Origin of the sequence: Rhodoplanes sp. P11 (genome assembly GCF_964266735.1) — a bacterium.
Taxonomy (GTDB): Bacteria; Pseudomonadota; Alphaproteobacteria; order Rhizobiales; family Xanthobacteraceae; genus Rhodoplanes; species Rhodoplanes serenus.
In genome coordinates this window covers 256307-273233 of the sequence record NZ_CAXWGY010000021.1, presented here as the reverse complement: position 1 = coordinate 273233, position 16927 = coordinate 256307, and the positions used below count along the sequence as shown (strand labels likewise).

Annotated in this window: 18 protein-coding genes and 1 tRNA gene; 13 read left to right on the top strand and 6 right to left on the bottom strand. The window is 70.0% G+C overall.

Annotated features, from left to right (window positions below; translation table 11 throughout):
• Positions 1–12 precede the first annotated feature (12 nt).
• Both accB and aroQ read right to left on the bottom strand, forming a co-directional pair.
• Positions 13–501, bottom strand: coding sequence for an acetyl-CoA carboxylase biotin carboxyl carrier protein (gene accB / locus ACFQUV_RS24090; protein WP_129610818.1), 489 nt, complete (start codon positions 499–501; stop codon positions 13–15).
• Positions 498–956 (bottom strand): type II 3-dehydroquinate dehydratase, encoded by a 459-nt coding sequence (gene aroQ / locus ACFQUV_RS24085; RefSeq protein ID WP_129610817.1) that lies wholly within the window; start codon positions 954–956, stop codon positions 498–500. Before aroQ ends, accB begins: the two co-directional genes overlap by 4 nt.
• A gap of 126 nt (positions 957–1082) precedes the next feature.
• Between aroQ and ACFQUV_RS24080 the strand changes: the two genes are divergently transcribed.
• From ACFQUV_RS24080 to ACFQUV_RS24030, 11 genes are all read left to right on the top strand, one after another.
• Complete coding sequence (locus tag ACFQUV_RS24080) at positions 1083–1811, top strand: phasin family protein (protein ID WP_111388567.1); 729 nt, start codon at positions 1083–1085, stop codon at positions 1809–1811.
• A 194-nt stretch (positions 1812–2005) separates the two neighbouring features.
• Positions 2006–3295: a DUF4010 domain-containing protein gene (locus ACFQUV_RS24075; RefSeq protein WP_129610816.1), complete on the top strand. Its 1290-nt coding sequence runs from the start codon at positions 2006–2008 to the stop codon at positions 3293–3295.
• Between the two features lie 78 nt (positions 3296–3373).
• A complete protein-coding gene (locus tag ACFQUV_RS24070; RefSeq protein ID WP_129610815.1) occupies positions 3374–5395 on the top strand; it encodes an acetyl/propionyl/methylcrotonyl-CoA carboxylase subunit alpha in 2022 nt (673 codons plus the stop codon).
• A 297-nt stretch (positions 5396–5692) separates the two neighbouring features.
• Positions 5693–6583 (top strand): MaoC family dehydratase N-terminal domain-containing protein, encoded by an 891-nt coding sequence (locus tag ACFQUV_RS24065; RefSeq protein WP_129610814.1) that lies wholly within the window; start codon positions 5693–5695, stop codon positions 6581–6583.
• Between the two features lie 252 nt (positions 6584–6835).
• A complete protein-coding gene (locus ACFQUV_RS24060) occupies positions 6836–7759 on the top strand; it encodes a CoA ester lyase (RefSeq protein WP_129610813.1) in 924 nt (307 codons plus the stop codon).
• A gap of 108 nt (positions 7760–7867) precedes the next feature.
• Positions 7868–9085, top strand: a complete 1218-nt coding sequence (locus tag ACFQUV_RS24055) for a CoA transferase (RefSeq protein ID WP_129610812.1) — start codon at positions 7868–7870, stop codon at positions 9083–9085.
• 180 nt (positions 9086–9265) lie between these two features.
• Positions 9266–10057 carry a class I SAM-dependent methyltransferase gene (locus ACFQUV_RS24050; protein ID WP_129610811.1) on the top strand — a complete coding sequence of 264 codons (792 nt, stop codon included), beginning with the start codon at positions 9266–9268 and terminating at the stop codon, positions 10055–10057.
• 66 nt (positions 10058–10123) lie between these two features.
• Positions 10124–10972 (top strand): SDR family oxidoreductase, encoded by an 849-nt coding sequence (locus ACFQUV_RS24045; protein WP_129610810.1) that lies wholly within the window; start codon positions 10124–10126, stop codon positions 10970–10972.
• Positions 10973–11327: 355 nt separating this feature from the next.
• Complete coding sequence (locus tag ACFQUV_RS24040) at positions 11328–12422, top strand: DUF2336 domain-containing protein (RefSeq protein ID WP_129610809.1); 1095 nt, start codon at positions 11328–11330, stop codon at positions 12420–12422.
• Between the two features lie 127 nt (positions 12423–12549).
• The gene (locus ACFQUV_RS24035) at positions 12550–13014 is read left to right on the top strand and encodes a gamma-glutamylcyclotransferase family protein (RefSeq protein WP_165364117.1); all 465 of its coding nucleotides are present in this window, start codon (positions 12550–12552) and stop codon (positions 13012–13014) included.
• Positions 13011–13319 carry an acylphosphatase gene (locus ACFQUV_RS24030; protein WP_129610807.1) on the top strand — a complete coding sequence of 103 codons (309 nt, stop codon included), beginning with the start codon at positions 13011–13013 and terminating at the stop codon, positions 13317–13319. The genes ACFQUV_RS24035 and ACFQUV_RS24030 overlap by 4 nt, the downstream gene beginning before the upstream one ends.
• Before the next feature lie 22 nt (positions 13320–13341).
• Here the strand turns inward: ACFQUV_RS24030 and lipB are convergent, their stop codons facing one another.
• Positions 13342–14028, bottom strand: a complete 687-nt coding sequence (gene lipB, locus ACFQUV_RS24025) for a lipoyl(octanoyl) transferase LipB (RefSeq protein WP_244601699.1) — start codon at positions 14026–14028, stop codon at positions 13342–13344.
• 121 nt (positions 14029–14149) lie between these two features.
• On the opposite strand from lipB, the gene ACFQUV_RS24020 reads away from it, so the two are divergent.
• Together ACFQUV_RS24020 and ACFQUV_RS24015 are read left to right on the top strand one after the other, a co-directional pair.
• Positions 14150–14392, top strand: a complete 243-nt coding sequence (locus ACFQUV_RS24020) for a FliM/FliN family flagellar motor switch protein (RefSeq protein WP_111384718.1) — start codon at positions 14150–14152, stop codon at positions 14390–14392.
• A 300-nt stretch (positions 14393–14692) separates the two neighbouring features.
• Positions 14693–14777: transfer RNA gene (locus tag ACFQUV_RS24015), tRNA-Leu, on the top strand.
• A 161-nt stretch (positions 14778–14938) separates the two neighbouring features.
• Here the strand turns inward: ACFQUV_RS24015 and ACFQUV_RS24010 are convergent.
• The 3 genes from ACFQUV_RS24010 to ACFQUV_RS24000 form a co-directional block, all read right to left on the bottom strand.
• Positions 14939–15103, bottom strand: a complete 165-nt coding sequence (locus ACFQUV_RS24010; RefSeq protein ID WP_244601698.1) for a type II toxin-antitoxin system HicA family toxin — start codon at positions 15101–15103, stop codon at positions 14939–14941.
• Positions 15103–15345: a DUF1902 domain-containing protein gene (locus ACFQUV_RS24005; RefSeq protein WP_111384716.1), complete on the bottom strand. Its 243-nt coding sequence runs from the start codon at positions 15343–15345 to the stop codon at positions 15103–15105. Before ACFQUV_RS24005 ends, ACFQUV_RS24010 begins: the two co-directional genes overlap by 1 nt.
• Before the next feature lie 282 nt (positions 15346–15627).
• Positions 15628–16737, bottom strand: coding sequence for an acyltransferase (locus tag ACFQUV_RS24000; RefSeq protein WP_165364116.1), 1110 nt, complete (start codon positions 16735–16737; stop codon positions 15628–15630).
• Positions 16738–16927: the final 190 nt, after the last annotated feature.

Below are 16927 nucleotides of genomic sequence, written 5' to 3'. Positions count from 1 at the left end.
CCGTGGTCCGCGTCATTCGATGATCATGAGGGGCTCGCCGAACTCGACCGGCTGGCCGTCCTCGACGAGGATCTGGGTCACGGTGCCGGAGCGCGGCGCCGGGATTTGGTTCATGGTCTTCATCGCCTCGATGATCAGCACGGTCTCGCCGGCCTTCACGGCGGTGCCGACCTCGACGAAGGGCCGGGCCTCCGGCTCGGGCGATCGGTAGGCGGTGCCGACCATCGGCGAGGTGACGACGCCTGGGTGCTTGGACGGGTCCATCGGCCCGTCGGCGACCGCGTAGACGCCCGGCACCGCGGCGGGGACGGGCGCAGCCGCCGGCGCCACGGTGGCGACCGCGACGCTCTGCCGCGCTACCCGCACCCGCAGGCCGGCGTGCTCGATCTCGATCTCGGTCAGGCCGGTCTCGCCGAGCAGGCGCGCCAGCGTGCGGACGATCTCCTCGTTGGTGGCGGTGAGGCCGGGCGCCGGCGACGGCGCGTCCCGATCGGCTGTCACGACTTGAGCTCCCTCTGGGTCACCAAGCCCGCGAGGCCGGCGATGGCGAGCGCGTATCCCTGCGGGCCGAGCCCGCAGATCACGCCTTTGGCCGCTCGTGCCACGTAGGAGACGTGGCGGAAGGGCTCGCGGGCATGGACATTAGTGATGTGAACCTCGATCACCGGCACCGCCACGGCGGCGACCGCGTCGAGAAGGGCGATCGAGGTATGGGTATAGGCGGCGGCGTTCAGCACGATGCCGGCGGCTCGCGCCGCTCCGGCCTCCTGGACCCAGGAGACCAGCTCCCCCTCGTAGTTGGACTGCCGAAACACCAGGCCGAATCCGTGCGCCTCGGCGGCGGACCGGCACAGCTCCTCGACGTCGGCCAGCGTGGCACGGCCGTACTGCTCCGGCTCGCGCGTGCCGAGCAGGTTCAGGTTCGGGCCGTTGATGACGTAGACGGTGGGTTTCATGAACGTCCACCGGGTCGGTCCGCAGCCATGGGTCGGCGCGGGTCACGTCCGGCGATCGTCTTATAGGGGGCGGCTGCCGGAAGGGAAAGACTTTCCAGGCCCCGCCGGTGGCCGGCGAGCACCGACATGCAGGCGAGCTATTTCTGTCTTTCCCGTGTCAGGGAAGCCGGTACACTGCCGGAAAACCAAGACCGGCCCCGCAGGAACCGGCCTCGAACCGAAACCGGACCGCCGAGTGTCCGGGCTGAACGACGTCTTCGTGTGTCTTCTTTGCTCGAAGGGAATGTCGGCATGCACGACCAGAGTGACCCGAGCGCCGCCGCCGATCAGGCGATCGCGGATCTCAAGAAAAACGTTGGACAGGCGATCATTCAGACCGAGGATGCGATGGACAAGATGGGCCAGGACGTTTCCGCCGCGACCCAGGTGGCCGAGGACTATCGCGCCAAGGTCTTCGATTACATGCGGGGCAACGTGAACGCGGCGCTCGATTACGCCGCCAGTCTCGCGACCCTGAAGACGCCGGCGGAGTTCGCCGGCCTGGTGCAGCGGGACGGCGGCGGGGCGTCGCCCGCCGACCTGTCGGCTGCCGCCACGGCGGCCGAGGAGTATCGCCAACGCATGTTCGAGTTCATGAAGGCCAACCTCAACGCGGCCCTCGACTACGCCGAGCAGCTGTCCGCAGTGAAGTCGCCGTCCGATCTGGTCGAGCTGTCGACCAGCCATGCCCGCAAGCAGTTCGAGGCGCTGACCGCGCAGTCGACCGAGCTCGGCATGCTGGCTCAGCGGCTCACCGCCTGGAACGGCGACGCCTTCTCGGGCTTCTCGAAGCTGTTCAGCCCGCCGCGGCGCTGAATTTCGGCGGTTCAATCTTTCTCGTCGCGGGCGCGGCCGATGGCCGCGCCCGTCGTCGTTTCGGCCGGGCGCCGCACCACCGCCTGCCAGGGCTTGCGGAGGACCGCCGGGGCGACGAAAGGTGGCCACCGGCCGCGACCGCCGGACACCACCGCCGGACGAGCCCACGCAGACGAACTCCCGTAGTGAGCCCCATGGCTATCGACGACCTTCTGGCACGCTTCGCCCTCGCGCTCGGCATCGGCCTGATGATCGGCCTGGAGCGCGGTTGGCGCCTGCGCGACGACGTGCCGGGCTCGCGCACCGCCGGCATTCGCACCTTCACGGTGGTGGCGATCCTCGGCGCCGTCGCCGGGGCGCTGGGCCGGGCGCTGTCGGCCGAGCCGGCCGCCGCCGCCGTGGTGATCGGGCTCGTGTTCCTCGGCTTCGCCGGCGCCTTCGCGCTGTTCTGTCACGCCGAGAATCGGGCCGACAACGCCTTCTCGGCCACCACCATGGTGACCGGCCTGGTCACCTTCGCGCTCGGAGCCTACGCGCTCGTCGGCGACCGCCAGGCCGCGGCCGCCGTGGCGGTGGCGGTGGCGGCGCTGCTGGCGATGCGCGAGGCGCTGCACGGCTTCGTCGCCAAGGTCACGGCGGCCGAGCTGCGCTCCGCCCTTGTGCTGCTGGCGATGACCTGCATCGTGCTGCCGATCGCGCCCGACACCGCCGTCGGCCCGTACGGAGGTGTCAATCCGCGCCAAATCTGGCTGACCGCCATCGTGCTCGCGGCCGTGTCGTTCGTCGGCTACCTGGCGGTCGGCCGGCTCGGGCCGGCCCGCGGCGTGCTGCTGGCGGCGGCCGCCGGCGGCCTCGTGTCGTCGACCGCGGTGACTGCGACCAACGCCCGGCGCGCCGCGGCCGGGGAGGGCAGTCCCCAGCTACTGGCGGCGGGCGTCGCGGTGGCGACTGCGATCTCCTTCGTGCGGGTGCTGGTCATCGCGGCGGCCGTCAATCCGGTGCTGCTGCCGGCGCTGGCGCCGGCGCTCGCCGGCGCCGTCGCGGCCGCGCTCGGCTATGCGGCCCTGCGGGTCGCCGGCCGGCCGGCCGATGCGGCGGCGGCGCCGCTGGCCTTCCGCAATCCGTTCGACCTCGCCTCGGTGGTCGGCTTCGCCGTGTTCCTGGCCGGCATCGTGGTGCTGGGGCGGTTTCTCGGCGATCGGCTCGGCGAGTGGGGGGCCGTGGTCGGGGCCGCCGCGGTCGGGCTCGCCGATGTCGACGCCATCACGGTGTCGATGGCCCAACTCGCCCCGGCGACGCTGAGCCCGGCCGCCGCCGGCCACGCCATCCTGGCCGCGGTGGCCAGCAACACGGTGGCCAAGGTGGCGATCGGCGCCGCCGCGGGCGGCCGGCGGTTCGCGATCGAGATCGCAGTGCTCGGGCTCGCCTGTGCGGCCGCGGGGCTCGCCGGCTGGGCCGTCGCCGTCGTCGCGGCCGGAGGATAGGCGTTGACTTTTTTGCGGTGCGGCTAGAACGTGAGCGCCCGTTTTACCACTCGTTTTTTCAATACGGACAGCGTCGCAATGTTCAAGCGGATCCTGATCGCCAATCGCGGGGAGATCGCCTGCCGGATCATCAAGACAGCCCGACGAATGGGGATCGAGACCGTCGCCGTCTATTCGGATGCCGACAAGGACGCGCTCCATGTCGAGATGGCCGACACCGCCGTTCATATCGGGCCGGCCCCGGCTGCGCAGAGCTACCTGATCATCGAGAAGATCGTCGAGGCGTGCCGCCGCACCGGCGCCGAGGCGGTGCATCCCGGCTACGGCTTCCTCTCCGAGCGTGAAGCCTTCCCGACCGCGCTCGCCCAGGCCGGCATCGTCTTCATCGGGCCGAACCCCAAGGCGATCGCCGCCATGGGCGACAAGATCGAGAGCAAGAAGGCGGCGGCGTCGGCCGGCGTCTCCACCGTGCCCGGCTTCCTCGGCATCATCGAGGACGACCAGCATGCCGTGCGGATCGCCGAGGAGATCGGCTATCCGGTGATGCTCAAGGCATCGGCCGGCGGCGGCGGCAAGGGCATGCGCATCGCCTACGACAAGGCCGAGGTGCTGGAGGGCTGGCAACGCGCCCGCTCCGAGGCCAAGTCGGCCTTCGGCGACGATCGCGTCTTCATCGAGAAGTTCATCGTCGACCCGCGCCATGTCGAGATCCAGGTGCTCGGCGACAAGCACGGCAACGTCATCCACCTCGGCGAACGCGAGTGCTCGATCCAGCGCCGCAACCAGAAGGTGATCGAGGAGGCGCCGTCGCCGCTGCTCGACGCCGCGACGCGCGAGCGGATGGGCGCCCAGGCGGTCGCGCTCGCCAAGGCGGTCGGCTACGACTCCGCCGGCACCGTCGAGTTCGTCGCCGGCCAGGACAAGAGCTTCTACTTCCTGGAGATGAACACGCGGCTCCAGGTCGAGCACCCGGTCACCGAGCTGATCACCGGCATCGATCTCGTCGAGCAGATGATCCGGGTCGCCGCCGGCGAGCCGCTGGCGATGACCCAGGCGGACGTGAAGATCAAGGGCTGGGCGGTGGAATCGCGCGTCTATGCCGAGGACCCGTCCCGCAACTTCCTGCCCTCGATCGGTCGCCTGGTGCGCTTCCGTGCCCCGGTCGAGCGGGACGGGCGCGGCTTCGACCAGGTCACCGTGCGGGTCGACACCGGCGTCTACGAGGGCGGCGAGATCTCGCTCTATTACGATCCTCTGATCGCCAAGCTGATCACCCACGCCGACACCCGCACCAAGGCGATCGACGCCCAGGCGCGGGCGCTCGACTGCTTCTATGTCGAGGGCATCCGCCACAACATTCCGTTCCTCTCGACCCTGATGCAGCATCCGCGCTGGATCGAGGGCCGGCTGTCGACCCGCTTCATCGCCGAGGAGTGGCCGGACGGCTTCCACCCGCTGCCGGCGGGCGGCGACCGCAGCAAGATCATCGCCGCGGTGGCGGCCGTGATGGAGTTCCAGACCACCGAGCGCAAGCGCCGGATCAGCGGCCAGATGCAGCACCCGCACGTGCCGGGCGACCGGCGGCGCATCGTGCTGGTCGGTAGCGAGGAGATCGAGCTGGAGGTCGAGCGCGAGGGCAACGGCATCGACGTCCACTTCATCGAGAACGGCAAGCGCGGCCCCAAGCGCTACACCGAATCGGCGTGGAAGCCCGGTGATCCCGTGTGGCTCGGCGTCATCGACGACGATCCGGTGGCCGTGCAGGTGCACGACATTCCGAACGGGCACCTGATGTCGCACCACGGCATCGAGGTGAAGGTCTACGTCTACAAGCCGTGGGAAGCCTTCGCGATCCGCCTGATGCCCGCCAAGGCCAAGCTCGACACCGGCAAGAAGGTGCTGTGCCCGATGCCGGGCCTGGTGCTCTCGGTCGAGGTCAGCCAGGGCCAGGAGATCAAGGCGGGCGAGACGCTCGCGGTGATCGAGGCGATGAAGATGGAGAACGTCCTGCGCGCCGAGCGCGACGGGGTGGTCGCCAAGGTTCACGCCAAGAAGGGCGACAGCCTGCCGGTCGATGCCGTCATCCTGGAGTTCGCCTGACACCTGTCGTCGCCGGCGTCCCGCCTGGACGCCGGCCGCGGTGCGATGCCGTATTGCCAGGGCGGGCGGGCTTCGCGGAAACTGTACTCTCGATCCTGTTGTCTCCGGTCGTCACCGGAGGATCTGATTTCGAATGCCGGGTCGTCGGTGGCCGGCGGACCATGGTCGGTTCAGCCCGGCGCGGTCGAGCCCGCTAGGCAGAGCCCGTGAGGTGATGGTCCGGATCGTGTGGCGTTGCGTGCGCGTCGTCGCCGAGCGCCGGTCCTGTCGGGACGGATACGGCGGAGGAGACGCACGATGAGCGACGTCGATCAGCAGCCCGTCGACTTGCAGCACGTTGATTTGCAGTCTTGGGTGGGGCGCACCCAGGAGGTCAGCGACCAGGCCTATCCGACGCCGGCGCGCGCGCTGGCGGCGACGCTCGATCAGGCGGACGCCGCCTTCTCGATCGGCGATCCGCTGCCCGAGCTGTGGTACTGGCTCTACTTCCTGCCGATCGTGCCGATGTCGGAGATCGGCTCCGACGGCCATCCCCGCCGTGGCGGCTTCTTGCCGCCGATCGCGCTGGAGCGGCGCATGTGGGCGAGCGGGCGCCACGTCTTCCATGATCGGCTGCGGATCGGCGACGTCCTCCACAAGCGCTCGGAGATCCTGAAGATCGCCGAGAAGGAGGGCAAGACCGGCCGGATGGTGTTCGTGACGCTCCGCCACGAGATCCGCTCGGGCCGCGGCCTCGCGGTCGAGGAGGAGCAGGACATCGTCTATCTGCCGATGCCGAAATCCTTCTCGCCGCCGCCACCGACCGCGGCGCCGGCCGATCCGGCCTGGAGCGAGCCGGTCGCCGTCGATCCGGTGCTGCTGTTCCGCTTCTCGGCGCTGACCTTCAACGGCCACCGCATCCACTACGATCTGCCCTATGCGACCGACGTGGAGAAGTACCCCGGCCTCGTGGTGCACGGGCCGCTGCAAGCCCTGCTGCTGCTCGAATTCGCCCGCCGCCGGGTGCCGGACCGTCCGCCCGCCCGCTACTCGTTCCGCGCCGTGCGGCCGCTGTTCGGCTTCGACCAGGTGCGGCTGATGGGTGTCGCCCGCGACGACGGCGGCCACGACCTCTTCACGGTGAACGGCGACGGCCATGTCGGCATGCAGGCGACCGTGACATGGGCGGCGAATGACTCATCCCGCTGACACCGCACCGCCTCCTCACCTCTCCCCGCGCGCGGGGAGAGGTCGACATTCTCGCGATCAGCGAGACTGTCGGGTGAGGGGACGTATCCGTATCCACGAGTGGGGGGGGGGCGGGGCGGCACGTATCCGTATCCACGAGAGGCCCCCTCACCCGACTCGCCTCTTCGAGGCGAGCCACCCTCTCCCCGCGCGCGGGGAGAGGGATCTCCGGCGCCGCGCCCCTTCGCGCTCATCGGATCTCATCAGACTCTCATGACCGACCGCCTCGAACGCTCCATCCTCATCGTGCCGGCCTCCAACTGGAGCATGATCCAGAAGGCCGCCGCCGCGCCCGCCGACGCCGTGTGCATCGACCTCGAGGACGCGGTCGCGCCGGCCGAGAAGGAGGCGGCGCGCGGCAACGTCGCGCGCGCCTTCAGGGAACTCGACTTCGGCCGCAAGCTCCGCATCTTCCGCATGAACGGCCTCGACACCTCCTTCGCCTATCGGGATCTCATCGAGGTGGTGGAGGAGGCGGGCGACCGCGTCGACCTCGTGGTGGTGCCGAAGGTCGGGACCGCCTCGGACATCCATTTCGTCGCGACGCTGCTCGGCCAGATCGAGGCCGCCATGGGGATCACCCGGCCGATCGGCATCGAGGCGCTGATCGAGACGGCGGCCGGCTGCGTCAACATCCGCGAGATCGCCGCCGCGTCGCCGCGGCTGGAGGCGCTGATCTACGGCGCCGGCGACTACGCCGCCTCGGTGCGCATGCCGATGGCGTCCATCGGCGAGCCCGACGAGCACGACGCGCTCTATCCGGGGCATCGCTGGCACCACATCATGCATGCGATCGTCACCGCGGCGCGCGCCTTCGACAAGCGCGCCATCGACAGCCCGTTCGCCGGCATCCGCAATCCGGAGGGCTTCCGCAAGGCGTGTGCCATCGGCCGCGCCATGGGGTTCGACGGCAAGTGGTGCATCCATCCGAGCCAGATCGCGCCGGTCAACGAGACCTTCGTGCCGCCGCCGGCCGAGCTGGCTTGGGCACAGCGCGTGCTCGCCGCCTGCGCCGAGGCGGGCGCCGCCGGGCACGGTGCCATCAGCCTCGACGGCCGCATGATCGACATCGCCTCGATCCGGCTGTCGCGCACCATCGTGGAGCGCGCCCGCCTGGCCGGGCTGGTGACGGACTGACGGGCTTTGCCACATGCAAGACCGCGGGCGGGTGGCCGGGGCAGGCCGGACGATGACCAGCGGGCGTGAGTATCGGCCGGTGACGAGCGTCGCGTAGGGAGGACGGTGATGGTGAAAGTGCTGCAAGGAATGCGGGTGGTCGAAGGCTCGGCCTTCGTCGCTGTGCCGTTCGCCGGAATGACGCTCGCCCAGCTCGGCGCCGACGTCATCCGCTTCGACCGCATCCGCGGCGGGCTCGACTATAACCGCTGGCCGGTGACCAAGGACAATCGCAGCCTGTTCTGGGCCGGGCTCAACAAGGGCAAGCGGTCGCTCGCCGTCGACATGTCGACACCGCGCGGCCAGGAGATCGTCACCCGACTGATCTGCGCGCCGGGGCCGGACCGCGGCATGTTCCTGACCAATCTCCGCGTCCGCGGCTGGATGGACTACGACTCGCTCAAGAAGCATCGCGAGGACCTGATCATGGTGTCGCTGCTCGGCGACCGCCATGGCGGCCCGGCGGTGGACTACACGGTCAATCCGGCGATCGGGTTTCCGTCGGCGACCGGCCCGGAGGGATCTCAAGACCCCGTCTGCCATGTGCTGCCGGCCTGGGATCTGATCACCGGCCAGAAGGTGGCGCTCGCCCTGATGGCGGCGGAGCGCCACCGTCGCAACACCGGCCAGGGCCAGCTCGTCGAGCTGGCGCTTAAGGATGTCGCGCTCGCCACCCTCGGCCATCTCGGCATCATCGGCGAGGTGCAGGTCAACGGCTTCGACCGGCCGCGCTACGGCAACGCCCTCTACGGCGCGTATGGCCAGGACTTCGAGACAGCCGACGGCCGCCGCGTGATGATCGTGGCGCTGACCAACCGGCAGTGGGACGGCCTGCGCGCCACCACCGGGCTGCACGAGGAGCTCGACGATCTCGGCGTGCGGCTCGGCCTGCGGCTGTCTCGCGAGGGCGATCGATTCAAGGCCCGCAAGGAGATCACCGAGCTGTTGGCGCCGTGGTTCCGCGAGCGCGCTGTCGAGGATTTCGCCGCGGCGCTCGACGAGCACGGCGTCACCTGGTCGGTGTTCCGCTCCTTCCGCCAGGTGACCGAGGAGGACCCCGACTGCTCGACCGAGAACCCGATGTTCTCGCGCCTGGAGCAGCCGGGGATCGGCGAGTATCTGGTGCCCGGCTCGCCGTTCACGTTCGGGGCGTTCGAGCGCGAGCCGCCGCGGCGCGCCTCGGTGCTGGGCGAGCACACCGACGAGATCCTGCACGAGATCGGTTACGTCGACCACGAGGTCGCCTGGCTGCACGACCACCACATCGTCGCCGGGCCGCGGCGCTGAGGCTGCGTCACGTCACGTAACGTCCACCTCCCATCGCGTCGCCGAGGCGTCGCGAGGGGATGTGGTTGGACGGGATTTGGCGGGATTTGAACGGTGGCCAGCCGCCGCCATGATCCCGCCCGACTGCGACGGGAGGAGTTGCAGCCCGACTCGAACGAGCCCGCCGGAGCCGCCATCCCGATGTCCGATCGCCCTGTCCCGCACCGTGTCCGTCGCACCGGCCAGAAGCTCGCCCGCGCCATGAGGCGGCTCGCGCCGGCGCGCTGGTATGCCAGCATGCCGCATCCCGGCCTGGCGGGCGCGCTGGGACGCTTCGCCACCGCCAACTCCGACATTCACGATCATCTCGGCACCATCTTCTTCGAGGCGGTGGCGGCCTCGCCACGGCTGATCGTCGAGCTGGGCACCCGCGGCGGCGTCTCCACCCGGGCGCTGCTCGCCGCCGCCGAGGTGACCGGCGCGCATGTGCTCTCGGTCGACATCGCCGACTGCTCCGTCGTCGACCTGCCGGCGGCGCTGCGGGCGCGCTGGACCTTCGTGCAGGCCGACGACGTCGCCTTCGCACGCGCACCGTTCGAGCAGTTTTGTGCATCGCGCGGCCTCCCGCCGAGCCCGGAGGTGATCTTCATCGACACCTCGCACGAGTACGAGCACACCCGCGCCGAGCTGGCCGCCTGGATGCCGCGGCTCGCGACCCCCGGCGTCATGCTGTTCCACGACACCCACATGGGGAAGGGCTGGCGGCGCACGCTCTCCGGCAAGGCGGAGCCCGGCGGCAACGGCACCCGCGGCGTCGTCCAGGCGATCGAGGAGGTGTTCGGCCGCCGCTGGGACGAGACCACCTATTTCGCCGATGCGGCCTGCGGCTACGTGGTCTCGCATGTGCCGTGGTCGAGCGGCTTCACGGTGCTGCGCAAGGTGCCGGCCCCGCCGGCGCCCGGGACGCGGGGCGGGGTATCTCCGGCCGGGTGAGCGCCTCGGAACTGCGGCCGCGACCCGCGCGTTCGCCCCGGGAGCCCGTCGTCCCCGGAGATCGCCATGAGCCCGCAGCAGCCCGCCCAGAAGCAGGACCGTCAGCCCGGCCGCGAGACCGAGATGGCGCCGCGGCCGGCCTACGAGCCGCTGTTCCCCGGCGTCGGCAAGCTCGCCGGCAAGGTGGCGCTGATCTCCGGCGGCGACAGCGGCATCGGCCGCGCCGTCGCGGCCGCCATGGCGCGCGAAGGCGCGGACGTCGCGATCCTCTATCTCGACGAGCACACCGACGCGGCCGAGACGATGCGCATCGTCGAGGCCGAGGGGCGGCGCTGCATCGCCATCGCGGGCGATGTCGGCGACCCGGCCTTCTGCCGTTCGGCGGTCGACGAGACGGTGCAGCGTCTCGGCCGTCTCGACATCCTGGTCAACAACGCGGCCGAGCAGCACGAGACCAAGGACTTCACCGCGATCGAGCCGGATCAGATCGAGCGCACCTTCCGCACCAACATGTTCGGGATGTTCTTCCTGACCAAGGAAGCGCTCAAGCATCTCGGCCCCGGGGCCGCGATCGTGAACTCCACCTCGGTCACCGCCTACAAGGGGCACACCACGCTGATCGACTACGCCGCCACCAAGGGCGCCATCGTGTCGTTCACCCGCTCGATGGCGCAGCTCCTCGCCGACAAGGACATCCGGGTGAACGCGGTGGCGCCGGGGCCGATCTGGACACCGCTGATCCCGGCCTCGTTCGAGCCCGAGAAGGTGGCCAAGCACGGCGAGTCGGTGCCGCTCGGCCGCGTCGGCCAGCCCAACGAGGTGGCACCCTGCTACGTGTTCCTGGCGAGCCGCGAGTCCGCCTACATCACCGGGCAGGTGCTGCATCCGAACGGTGGAACGCCCGTCGAGTCGTGAGCGGCGGCAACCGACGAGCGGCGGGCGACTGCCGGTGTGGCCGAAGGGGCTCCGAACCTCGGTCGAATGATCTCGATGGAATGATCACGTGTGAGACGAATGGACTAAGCCCATAAATCGATCGGGTGGGATCGTCAGTGTCTGCGAGGAGAACGAGCGAGCGCCGTGGGCGACGTTTCCATCGTGGTTGATCCTCGCTGAATCGCTGCGTGTGACTGTCTACGTAGTTCGCGCAGAGTTGTTTTGCGATTTCCGGAAAACGGTCGAGTCGCGGTCTTCCGTCGCCTGAAATTAACCCGTGGTTCAGCTCTCGGCGATGTAGTGGCCGGAGTGGTATGGGGTGACGTGAAAGGTCATGACGGGAACGGCCTCGCTGATCGACGAGCTGGAGCGGACGCTGAGTGCGGGATCGTCCGTGCAGCGTGCCGATATCCTGCGCCGGGTCAGCGATCTCTTCCTGACCAACATCGACCATTACGGCGACGAGCATGTCGCCGTGTTCGACGACGTCATGCTGCACCTCGTCGACAAGATCGAGCGGAGTGCGCTCGTTCGCCTGAGCAAGCAGCTCGCGCCGATCGAGAACGCGCCGGTGCGCACCGTCCACCGCCTGGCCGACGACGACGACATCGCGATCTCCGGCCCGGTGATCGAGCGCTCCAAGATCCTCAGCGAGGATTTTCTGGTCGAGCTGGCGAGGACCAAGAGCCAGGCGCATCTCGCCGCCATCGCGGGGCGCGAGAGCATCGGCGAGCGCATCACCGAGGTGCTGGTCGACCGCGGCGACGACGAGGTCACCCTCAAGGTCACCGGCAATCACGGCGCCCGCTTCTCCAGGCCCACCTTCATGAAGGTGGCCGAGAAGGCGCAGGCGAACGGCCCGCTCGCCGAGCAGGTGATCAGTCGTAGCGACGTGCCGCCCGACGTGTTCCAGCACCTGCTGCGCAAGGCCACCGAGGTGGTCAAGAACCGGCTTCTCAGGAACGCCGATCCGGACAAGCGGGTGATGATCACCCGCACGCTCGCCGACATCGCCACCGAGGTGGCACGCGAGCGCGCCCAGATGGACGGTCATTCGGCGTCCGGCACCGTCATGCAATTCGATGCCGCGCGATTGAAGTCGCGCATCGGTGAGCTGGCGCAGGCCGGCAAGCGGACCGAGACCATCGAGGCGATCGCGGCGCTCAGCAAGCTCCCGGTGGCCACCGTGAAGAACGTGGTGCGCCAGGGCGCGACCGACGGGCTTCTCATTCTCTGCAAGTCGATTTCGCTCGGCTGGCCGGATGCGAAGCGAGTGCTCGCCGGCATCGGCGGCGTCGCCTCCGAGGCGGAGACCAAGAAAGCGTTCGAGCGCTATATCGGGCTGACCAGCGAGACCGCCAATCGCGTGATCCGCTTCGTCAAGTCCTGCAAGGCGATCTCCAAGGCCGACTTCCAGCGCATGCTGTGATAGAAGAGGCGCCCGGGCACGACCGCGTCGGCTGGAGCGCGGCGTGCCGTGGCGGCGGCAGGGGCGGCGCCATCGCATGCGCGACCTGCCGGCCGGTGGTCCCGAGAGATCGCGCGAGCCCGCTGGAATGACGCTCTACTTCGCCTACGGTTCGAACATGAGCCGGCCGCTGATGCGCCGGCGCTGCCCGTTCGCCCGCGAGATCGGCCCCGCCGTGCTCGACGGCTTCCGGGCGATCGTCAACGACGACGGTTACATCACCATCGTGCCGGCCGCCGGCGCCCGGCTGCCGGGCGTGCTGTGGCGGCTGACGCCGCGCGACCGCGCCGCCCTCAACGCCTATGAGCGGCTCGATGTCGGGCTGTACCGCGCCGCGCCCGTCACCGTGCGGACCGGCCGCGTCCGGGTGCGGGCGCTCGCCTATGTGGCGCGCTCGCGTCGGCGCGGACGGCCGCGCCCCGGCTATCTGGCGCTCGTCGTCGCGGCGGCCCGCGAGGTCGGCCTGCCGGAGCCGCATGTGCGGGCGCTCGCGCGGTTGGCGCCCGGCGGCTTCGCCGGGGCGCGACGCCGCGAGCTCGGTGAGCTCGCATGAGCGATCCCGCCATGGTGGTGCGGCATCTCCTGGTGCGCGGCCGGGTGCAGGGCGTCGGCTATCGCGCCTGGGCCGAGGCGGAGGCGCGCCGGCGCGGCCTCGACGGTTGGGTGCGCAACCGCATCGGCGGTGCCGTCGAGATCGTGGCGGCCGGGCCGGAGGCGCTGGTCGAGGACTTCGTCACCGCCTGCCGTCGCGGTCCCTGGCGGGCGCGGGTCGACGACATCGCCATCGAGGCCGCGAGCAGCCGGCTGCTGGAGCAGCGCCGCCCCGGCGAGGTGTTCTCGGTGCTCGGCACGGCGTGAGGCATGCCCCCCGGAACGCCGCTCAGCCGCGACCCAGCTCCGGCGGCGGGCCGGACCGGGGCCGCACCGGCCCGAACACCGCCTCGAACTCCGCCTTCAGCAGCGAATCGACCTCGGGCATCGGCACCAGGTGGCCGAGGTCCCACAGGCTGGTGACGCCGTAGCGGGGATCGGCGATGCCGCACGGCACGATGCCGGAGAAGTGGCCGAGCTCGGGATCGACGTTGAGGCTGATGCCGTGCAGGCTGACCCAGCGCTTCAGCCGCACCCCGATGGCGGCGATCTTGTCCTCGCGACCGTCGCCGCGCTCCGGCCGCCGCACCCACACGCCGACGCGGCCGTCGCGGCGCTCGCCGCGAACGTTGAGGCGGGCGAAGGTGCCGATGATCCAGTCCTCCAGCGCCGCCACGAACCAGCGCACGTCGGGCCGCCGACGGCGCAGGTCGAGCATCACATAGGCGACCCTCTGGCCGGGGCCGTGATAGGTGAACTGGCCGCCGCGCCCGGTCTGGTGCACCGGAAAGCGGGCGTCGACCAGGTCCTCGGGGCGGGCGCTGGTGCCGGCCGTGTAGAGCGGCGGATGCTCCAGAAGCCACACCAGCTCGGGGGCGGTGCCGGCCGCGATGGCGGCGACCCGCGCCTCCATGACGGCGAGGGCGTCCGCATAGGCGACCGGCGCGTCGCCGACATGCCAGTCGGGCGGCGGCAGCGGCGCGGCGCGGGGCGGGAGGTCGGCCGGCGGGGCCGTGGACGCTGGCTCGTTAATCACCTCGTAACCATAGCCATGCTGTGCTGATCCGCAAACGGACGGCGTCCAGGGGAAGTGCTCGGTGGCCACGCTCGACAGTGTTTCGCTCGACATCGCCGTCGTTCTCGGATCGACCGTGATGCCCGTGCATCAGGTCCTGCGCCTCGGCCGCGGCGCCATCATCGAGCTGGACAGCCGCGAGAACGATTCGGTGAAGATCCTCGTCAACAACCACCCGGTGGCCGAAGGCGCCGTGGTGGTGAGCGGCAGCCGCATCGGGGTCGAGGTGCGCCGCATGCTGCCGCGCTCGCCCGAGTACCGCTGAGATCGAATCGCCACGCCGGATCGGCCGGAATCGGACCGCGCGGCCCGGAGCGTTTCGACGGCGTGCCGGCACGGCTGCGGCCGCGCCGCGCAGTCCGGTGCCGATCGGATCGGGGCGCCGCAGGGCTTGCTGCCCGCGGGCCTGCGGCCATTACGCAGCGCCGCCGCGGCGCCGTCGTCGACCTGTCGGAAAACCCGTGCGAGACCCGTCCGTCGGTCTTGTCGCCGCATCATCGATTTGTTACACCGTCGCCCGTCGCCTCGATGCCCGCGCCGGACCCGGCCGGGCTCGATCTTTGATGCGGTCGTGGCGGAACTGGTAGACGCGCTAGCTTGAGGTGCTAGTGGGGCGACCCGTGGAGGTTCGAGTCCTCTCGACCGCACCATTTCCAAGTGTTCTCTTATTTCAGAGTGTCAGGTCGATCTGCTGCGGGTATGGTCCCGCGACCTCGGCCGGCGTTGCATGATCGCAGTCACGCGACTGCGCCGAACACCTTGCTTCTGGATGCGAGCTGGCGTCCGAACGCCTTCGGCAGGCCGGCGTCCTTCAGAATCTCGTTCGCGGTGTGGGGCTCTTGGTGCGGGGGACGATCAAGGTTCGGCCGGTATCCTCGTGATGCCATTTCTCATGCGAGCCCTTGCCGCCGGGCACCTGCCGCCAGCCGGCGGCCCGCAGAATGCGGACGAGGTCCGGATAGAAATCCTTGGACATCAGGCGGCCGGCAGCACCAGGTCGCGCCTCGCCTCGATCCGCACCGAGATCGGGCCTGCGACCCTCGGCAGATTGTCGGCGATCATCTCCGGCGCGAGGTCGCGCACGAGGGCCACGAACTCGTCGAAGCTCGCCGCCTCGATGTGCAGCCCCGGAATGTTCGACTGCGAGTAGAACACCCCCGCCTCGGCATCCCACGTCGCCGTGACGGTGAAAACAGCGGAGTCCACCTGTTCGGGCATCGGCGCGTCTTTCGTTGCGACGAGCCCGCCGGGCGGGCTCGTCGGTCGGGGTTCATCTTGGTTCGCGCTCGGCCGATGTCAAACCGCCTTGTCGCAGCCGGACCGGGTGCGGGCGGCATCGAAAACACCGCGATGGTTCGAGGCACCCCGAACGCCCGCACCTTTCCGCCAGAGCATTTCCGGCAAAGTGGGCCGCCGTCGCGGCCGCTCACCTGCCGTCGAAACGACGGGCGCCAAGCATTTAGTCGTTAAGCTGTTCTCGGCGTGATCCGGGCGCCCGCGTCACCGGCTCGTCCGGGTCGCCAGCGGGGCGTCCGCCATGGCGGCGCCCGACGGCTCGTCGGCGCCGCGCGAGAACGGCCGGGCGGCCGCGATCCGGGCGCCGAGCCGGATGCCCGGGCGCTCGATCCAGCGCTCGGCGGCGATTGCCATCGGAATCGTCAGGGCGACGATCAGAAGGCCGAGCGGCAGCCCGACCAGCAGCGGGGGGCTGCCGCGCAGCCATGGCTCGAAGGCGAGCAGCAGCGGCACGTTGAGCAGGTAGAGGCTGTAGCTGATGCGACCGAGGAGGCGCGACGTCGGACGCGCCAGCGCTTCGCCGAACCAGCCGGCGCGGCCGTGATAGAGCGCGCAGACCAGGAGTCCGGCGGAAAGCTGCAAGGTGTAGAGCGCCACGTTGGGGCTCGGGATCACGTGGCGCGCCAGCAGCACGGCGACGAGCGCGGCGGCGAACCACGGGGCCGACAGGCGCCGGCCGAGCGAGGCCCCGAGCGGGCTCGCCACCAGGAAGCCCAGCGTGAACGGCAGGAGCTGCGGCTTGATCATCACGACGATCGGCGTGAGCGCCGGTATCTTGACGATCAGGAAGGCGACGACGAACACCGCAGCGATCCCCGCCGCCCCGAAGCGCCGGCCGGCCCAGAAGCTCGCCAGGATGAACGGGATCGCCAGCACCTCGACCTGGAGGGTCCAGGCCGCCCCGATGATGCGGAAGTCGAACAGGGCGATATCCGCAGCAATCTGGGTCGGGCTGGGCGGGCGGCCCTGGGCCACGAGGATCACGGCGCCGAGCGCGATCGCGGCGAGTAGGGCCGGGTAGATGCGGAACAGCCGCCGCACCACGAAGGGAAGCGGAGCCGGCTGGCGTTGCAGGCTGGCGAACAGCACCGCGCCCGACAGCACGAAGAAGAGGGTCACCGCCGCCTCGCCGTTGGCGATCGCGATGGCGGCCTTGATCAGCAGGTCGGAGCCGCTGTCGAGATGGTGCACCGGGGGTGGCAGCACCCGTGCGGTCAGCGCCGGATCGGTGCCCAGGATGGCGTGATAGACGACGACGGCGGTGGCCGCGTAGCCGCGTAGCCCGTCGAGCTGATGATTTCTTGCGTCCGGCACCGTGGCTCCCCCGCGTCGGGGCAGCTGGCATCACCATCTGCGGCCACATGATGGGCCTTTATAGACAAAATGGTTTCATGGTAGTGTTTAATGAAAATTTTGCGCCACTGTCGCTCTAAAGTCACAGGGTTGGCACGGGCAGAACCGTCCGGCCAAGTCGGCCGGACGGTGTCGATGCGATGGGGATGCG

Coding starts and splice junctions, on each gene's coding strand:
- aroQ (WP_129610817.1), bottom strand. CDS start 956: ATGAAACCCACCGTCTACGTCATCAACGGCCCGAACCTGAACCTGCTC.
- ACFQUV_RS24080 (WP_111388567.1), top strand. CDS start 1,083: ATGCAGGCGAGCTATTTCTGTCTTTCCCGTGTCAGGGAAGCCGGTACA.
- ACFQUV_RS24075 (WP_129610816.1), top strand. CDS start 2,006: ATGGCTATCGACGACCTTCTGGCACGCTTCGCCCTCGCGCTCGGCATC.
- ACFQUV_RS24070 (WP_129610815.1), top strand. CDS start 3,374: ATGTTCAAGCGGATCCTGATCGCCAATCGCGGGGAGATCGCCTGCCGG.
- ACFQUV_RS24065 (WP_129610814.1), top strand. CDS start 5,693: ATGAGCGACGTCGATCAGCAGCCCGTCGACTTGCAGCACGTTGATTTG.
- ACFQUV_RS24060 (WP_129610813.1), top strand. CDS start 6,836: ATGACCGACCGCCTCGAACGCTCCATCCTCATCGTGCCGGCCTCCAAC.
- ACFQUV_RS24055 (WP_129610812.1), top strand. CDS start 7,868: ATGGTGAAAGTGCTGCAAGGAATGCGGGTGGTCGAAGGCTCGGCCTTC.
- ACFQUV_RS24050 (WP_129610811.1), top strand. CDS start 9,266: ATGTCCGATCGCCCTGTCCCGCACCGTGTCCGTCGCACCGGCCAGAAG.
- ACFQUV_RS24045 (WP_129610810.1), top strand. CDS start 10,124: ATGAGCCCGCAGCAGCCCGCCCAGAAGCAGGACCGTCAGCCCGGCCGC.
- ACFQUV_RS24040 (WP_129610809.1), top strand. CDS start 11,328: ATGACGGGAACGGCCTCGCTGATCGACGAGCTGGAGCGGACGCTGAGT.
- ACFQUV_RS24035 (WP_165364117.1), top strand. CDS start 12,550: ATGACGCTCTACTTCGCCTACGGTTCGAACATGAGCCGGCCGCTGATG.
- ACFQUV_RS24030 (WP_129610807.1), top strand. CDS start 13,011: ATGAGCGATCCCGCCATGGTGGTGCGGCATCTCCTGGTGCGCGGCCGG.
- ACFQUV_RS24010 (WP_244601698.1), bottom strand. CDS start 15,103: ATGTCCAAGGATTTCTATCCGGACCTCGTCCGCATTCTGCGGGCCGCC.
- ACFQUV_RS24005 (WP_111384716.1), bottom strand. CDS start 15,345: ATGCCCGAACAGGTGGACTCCGCTGTTTTCACCGTCACGGCGACGTGG.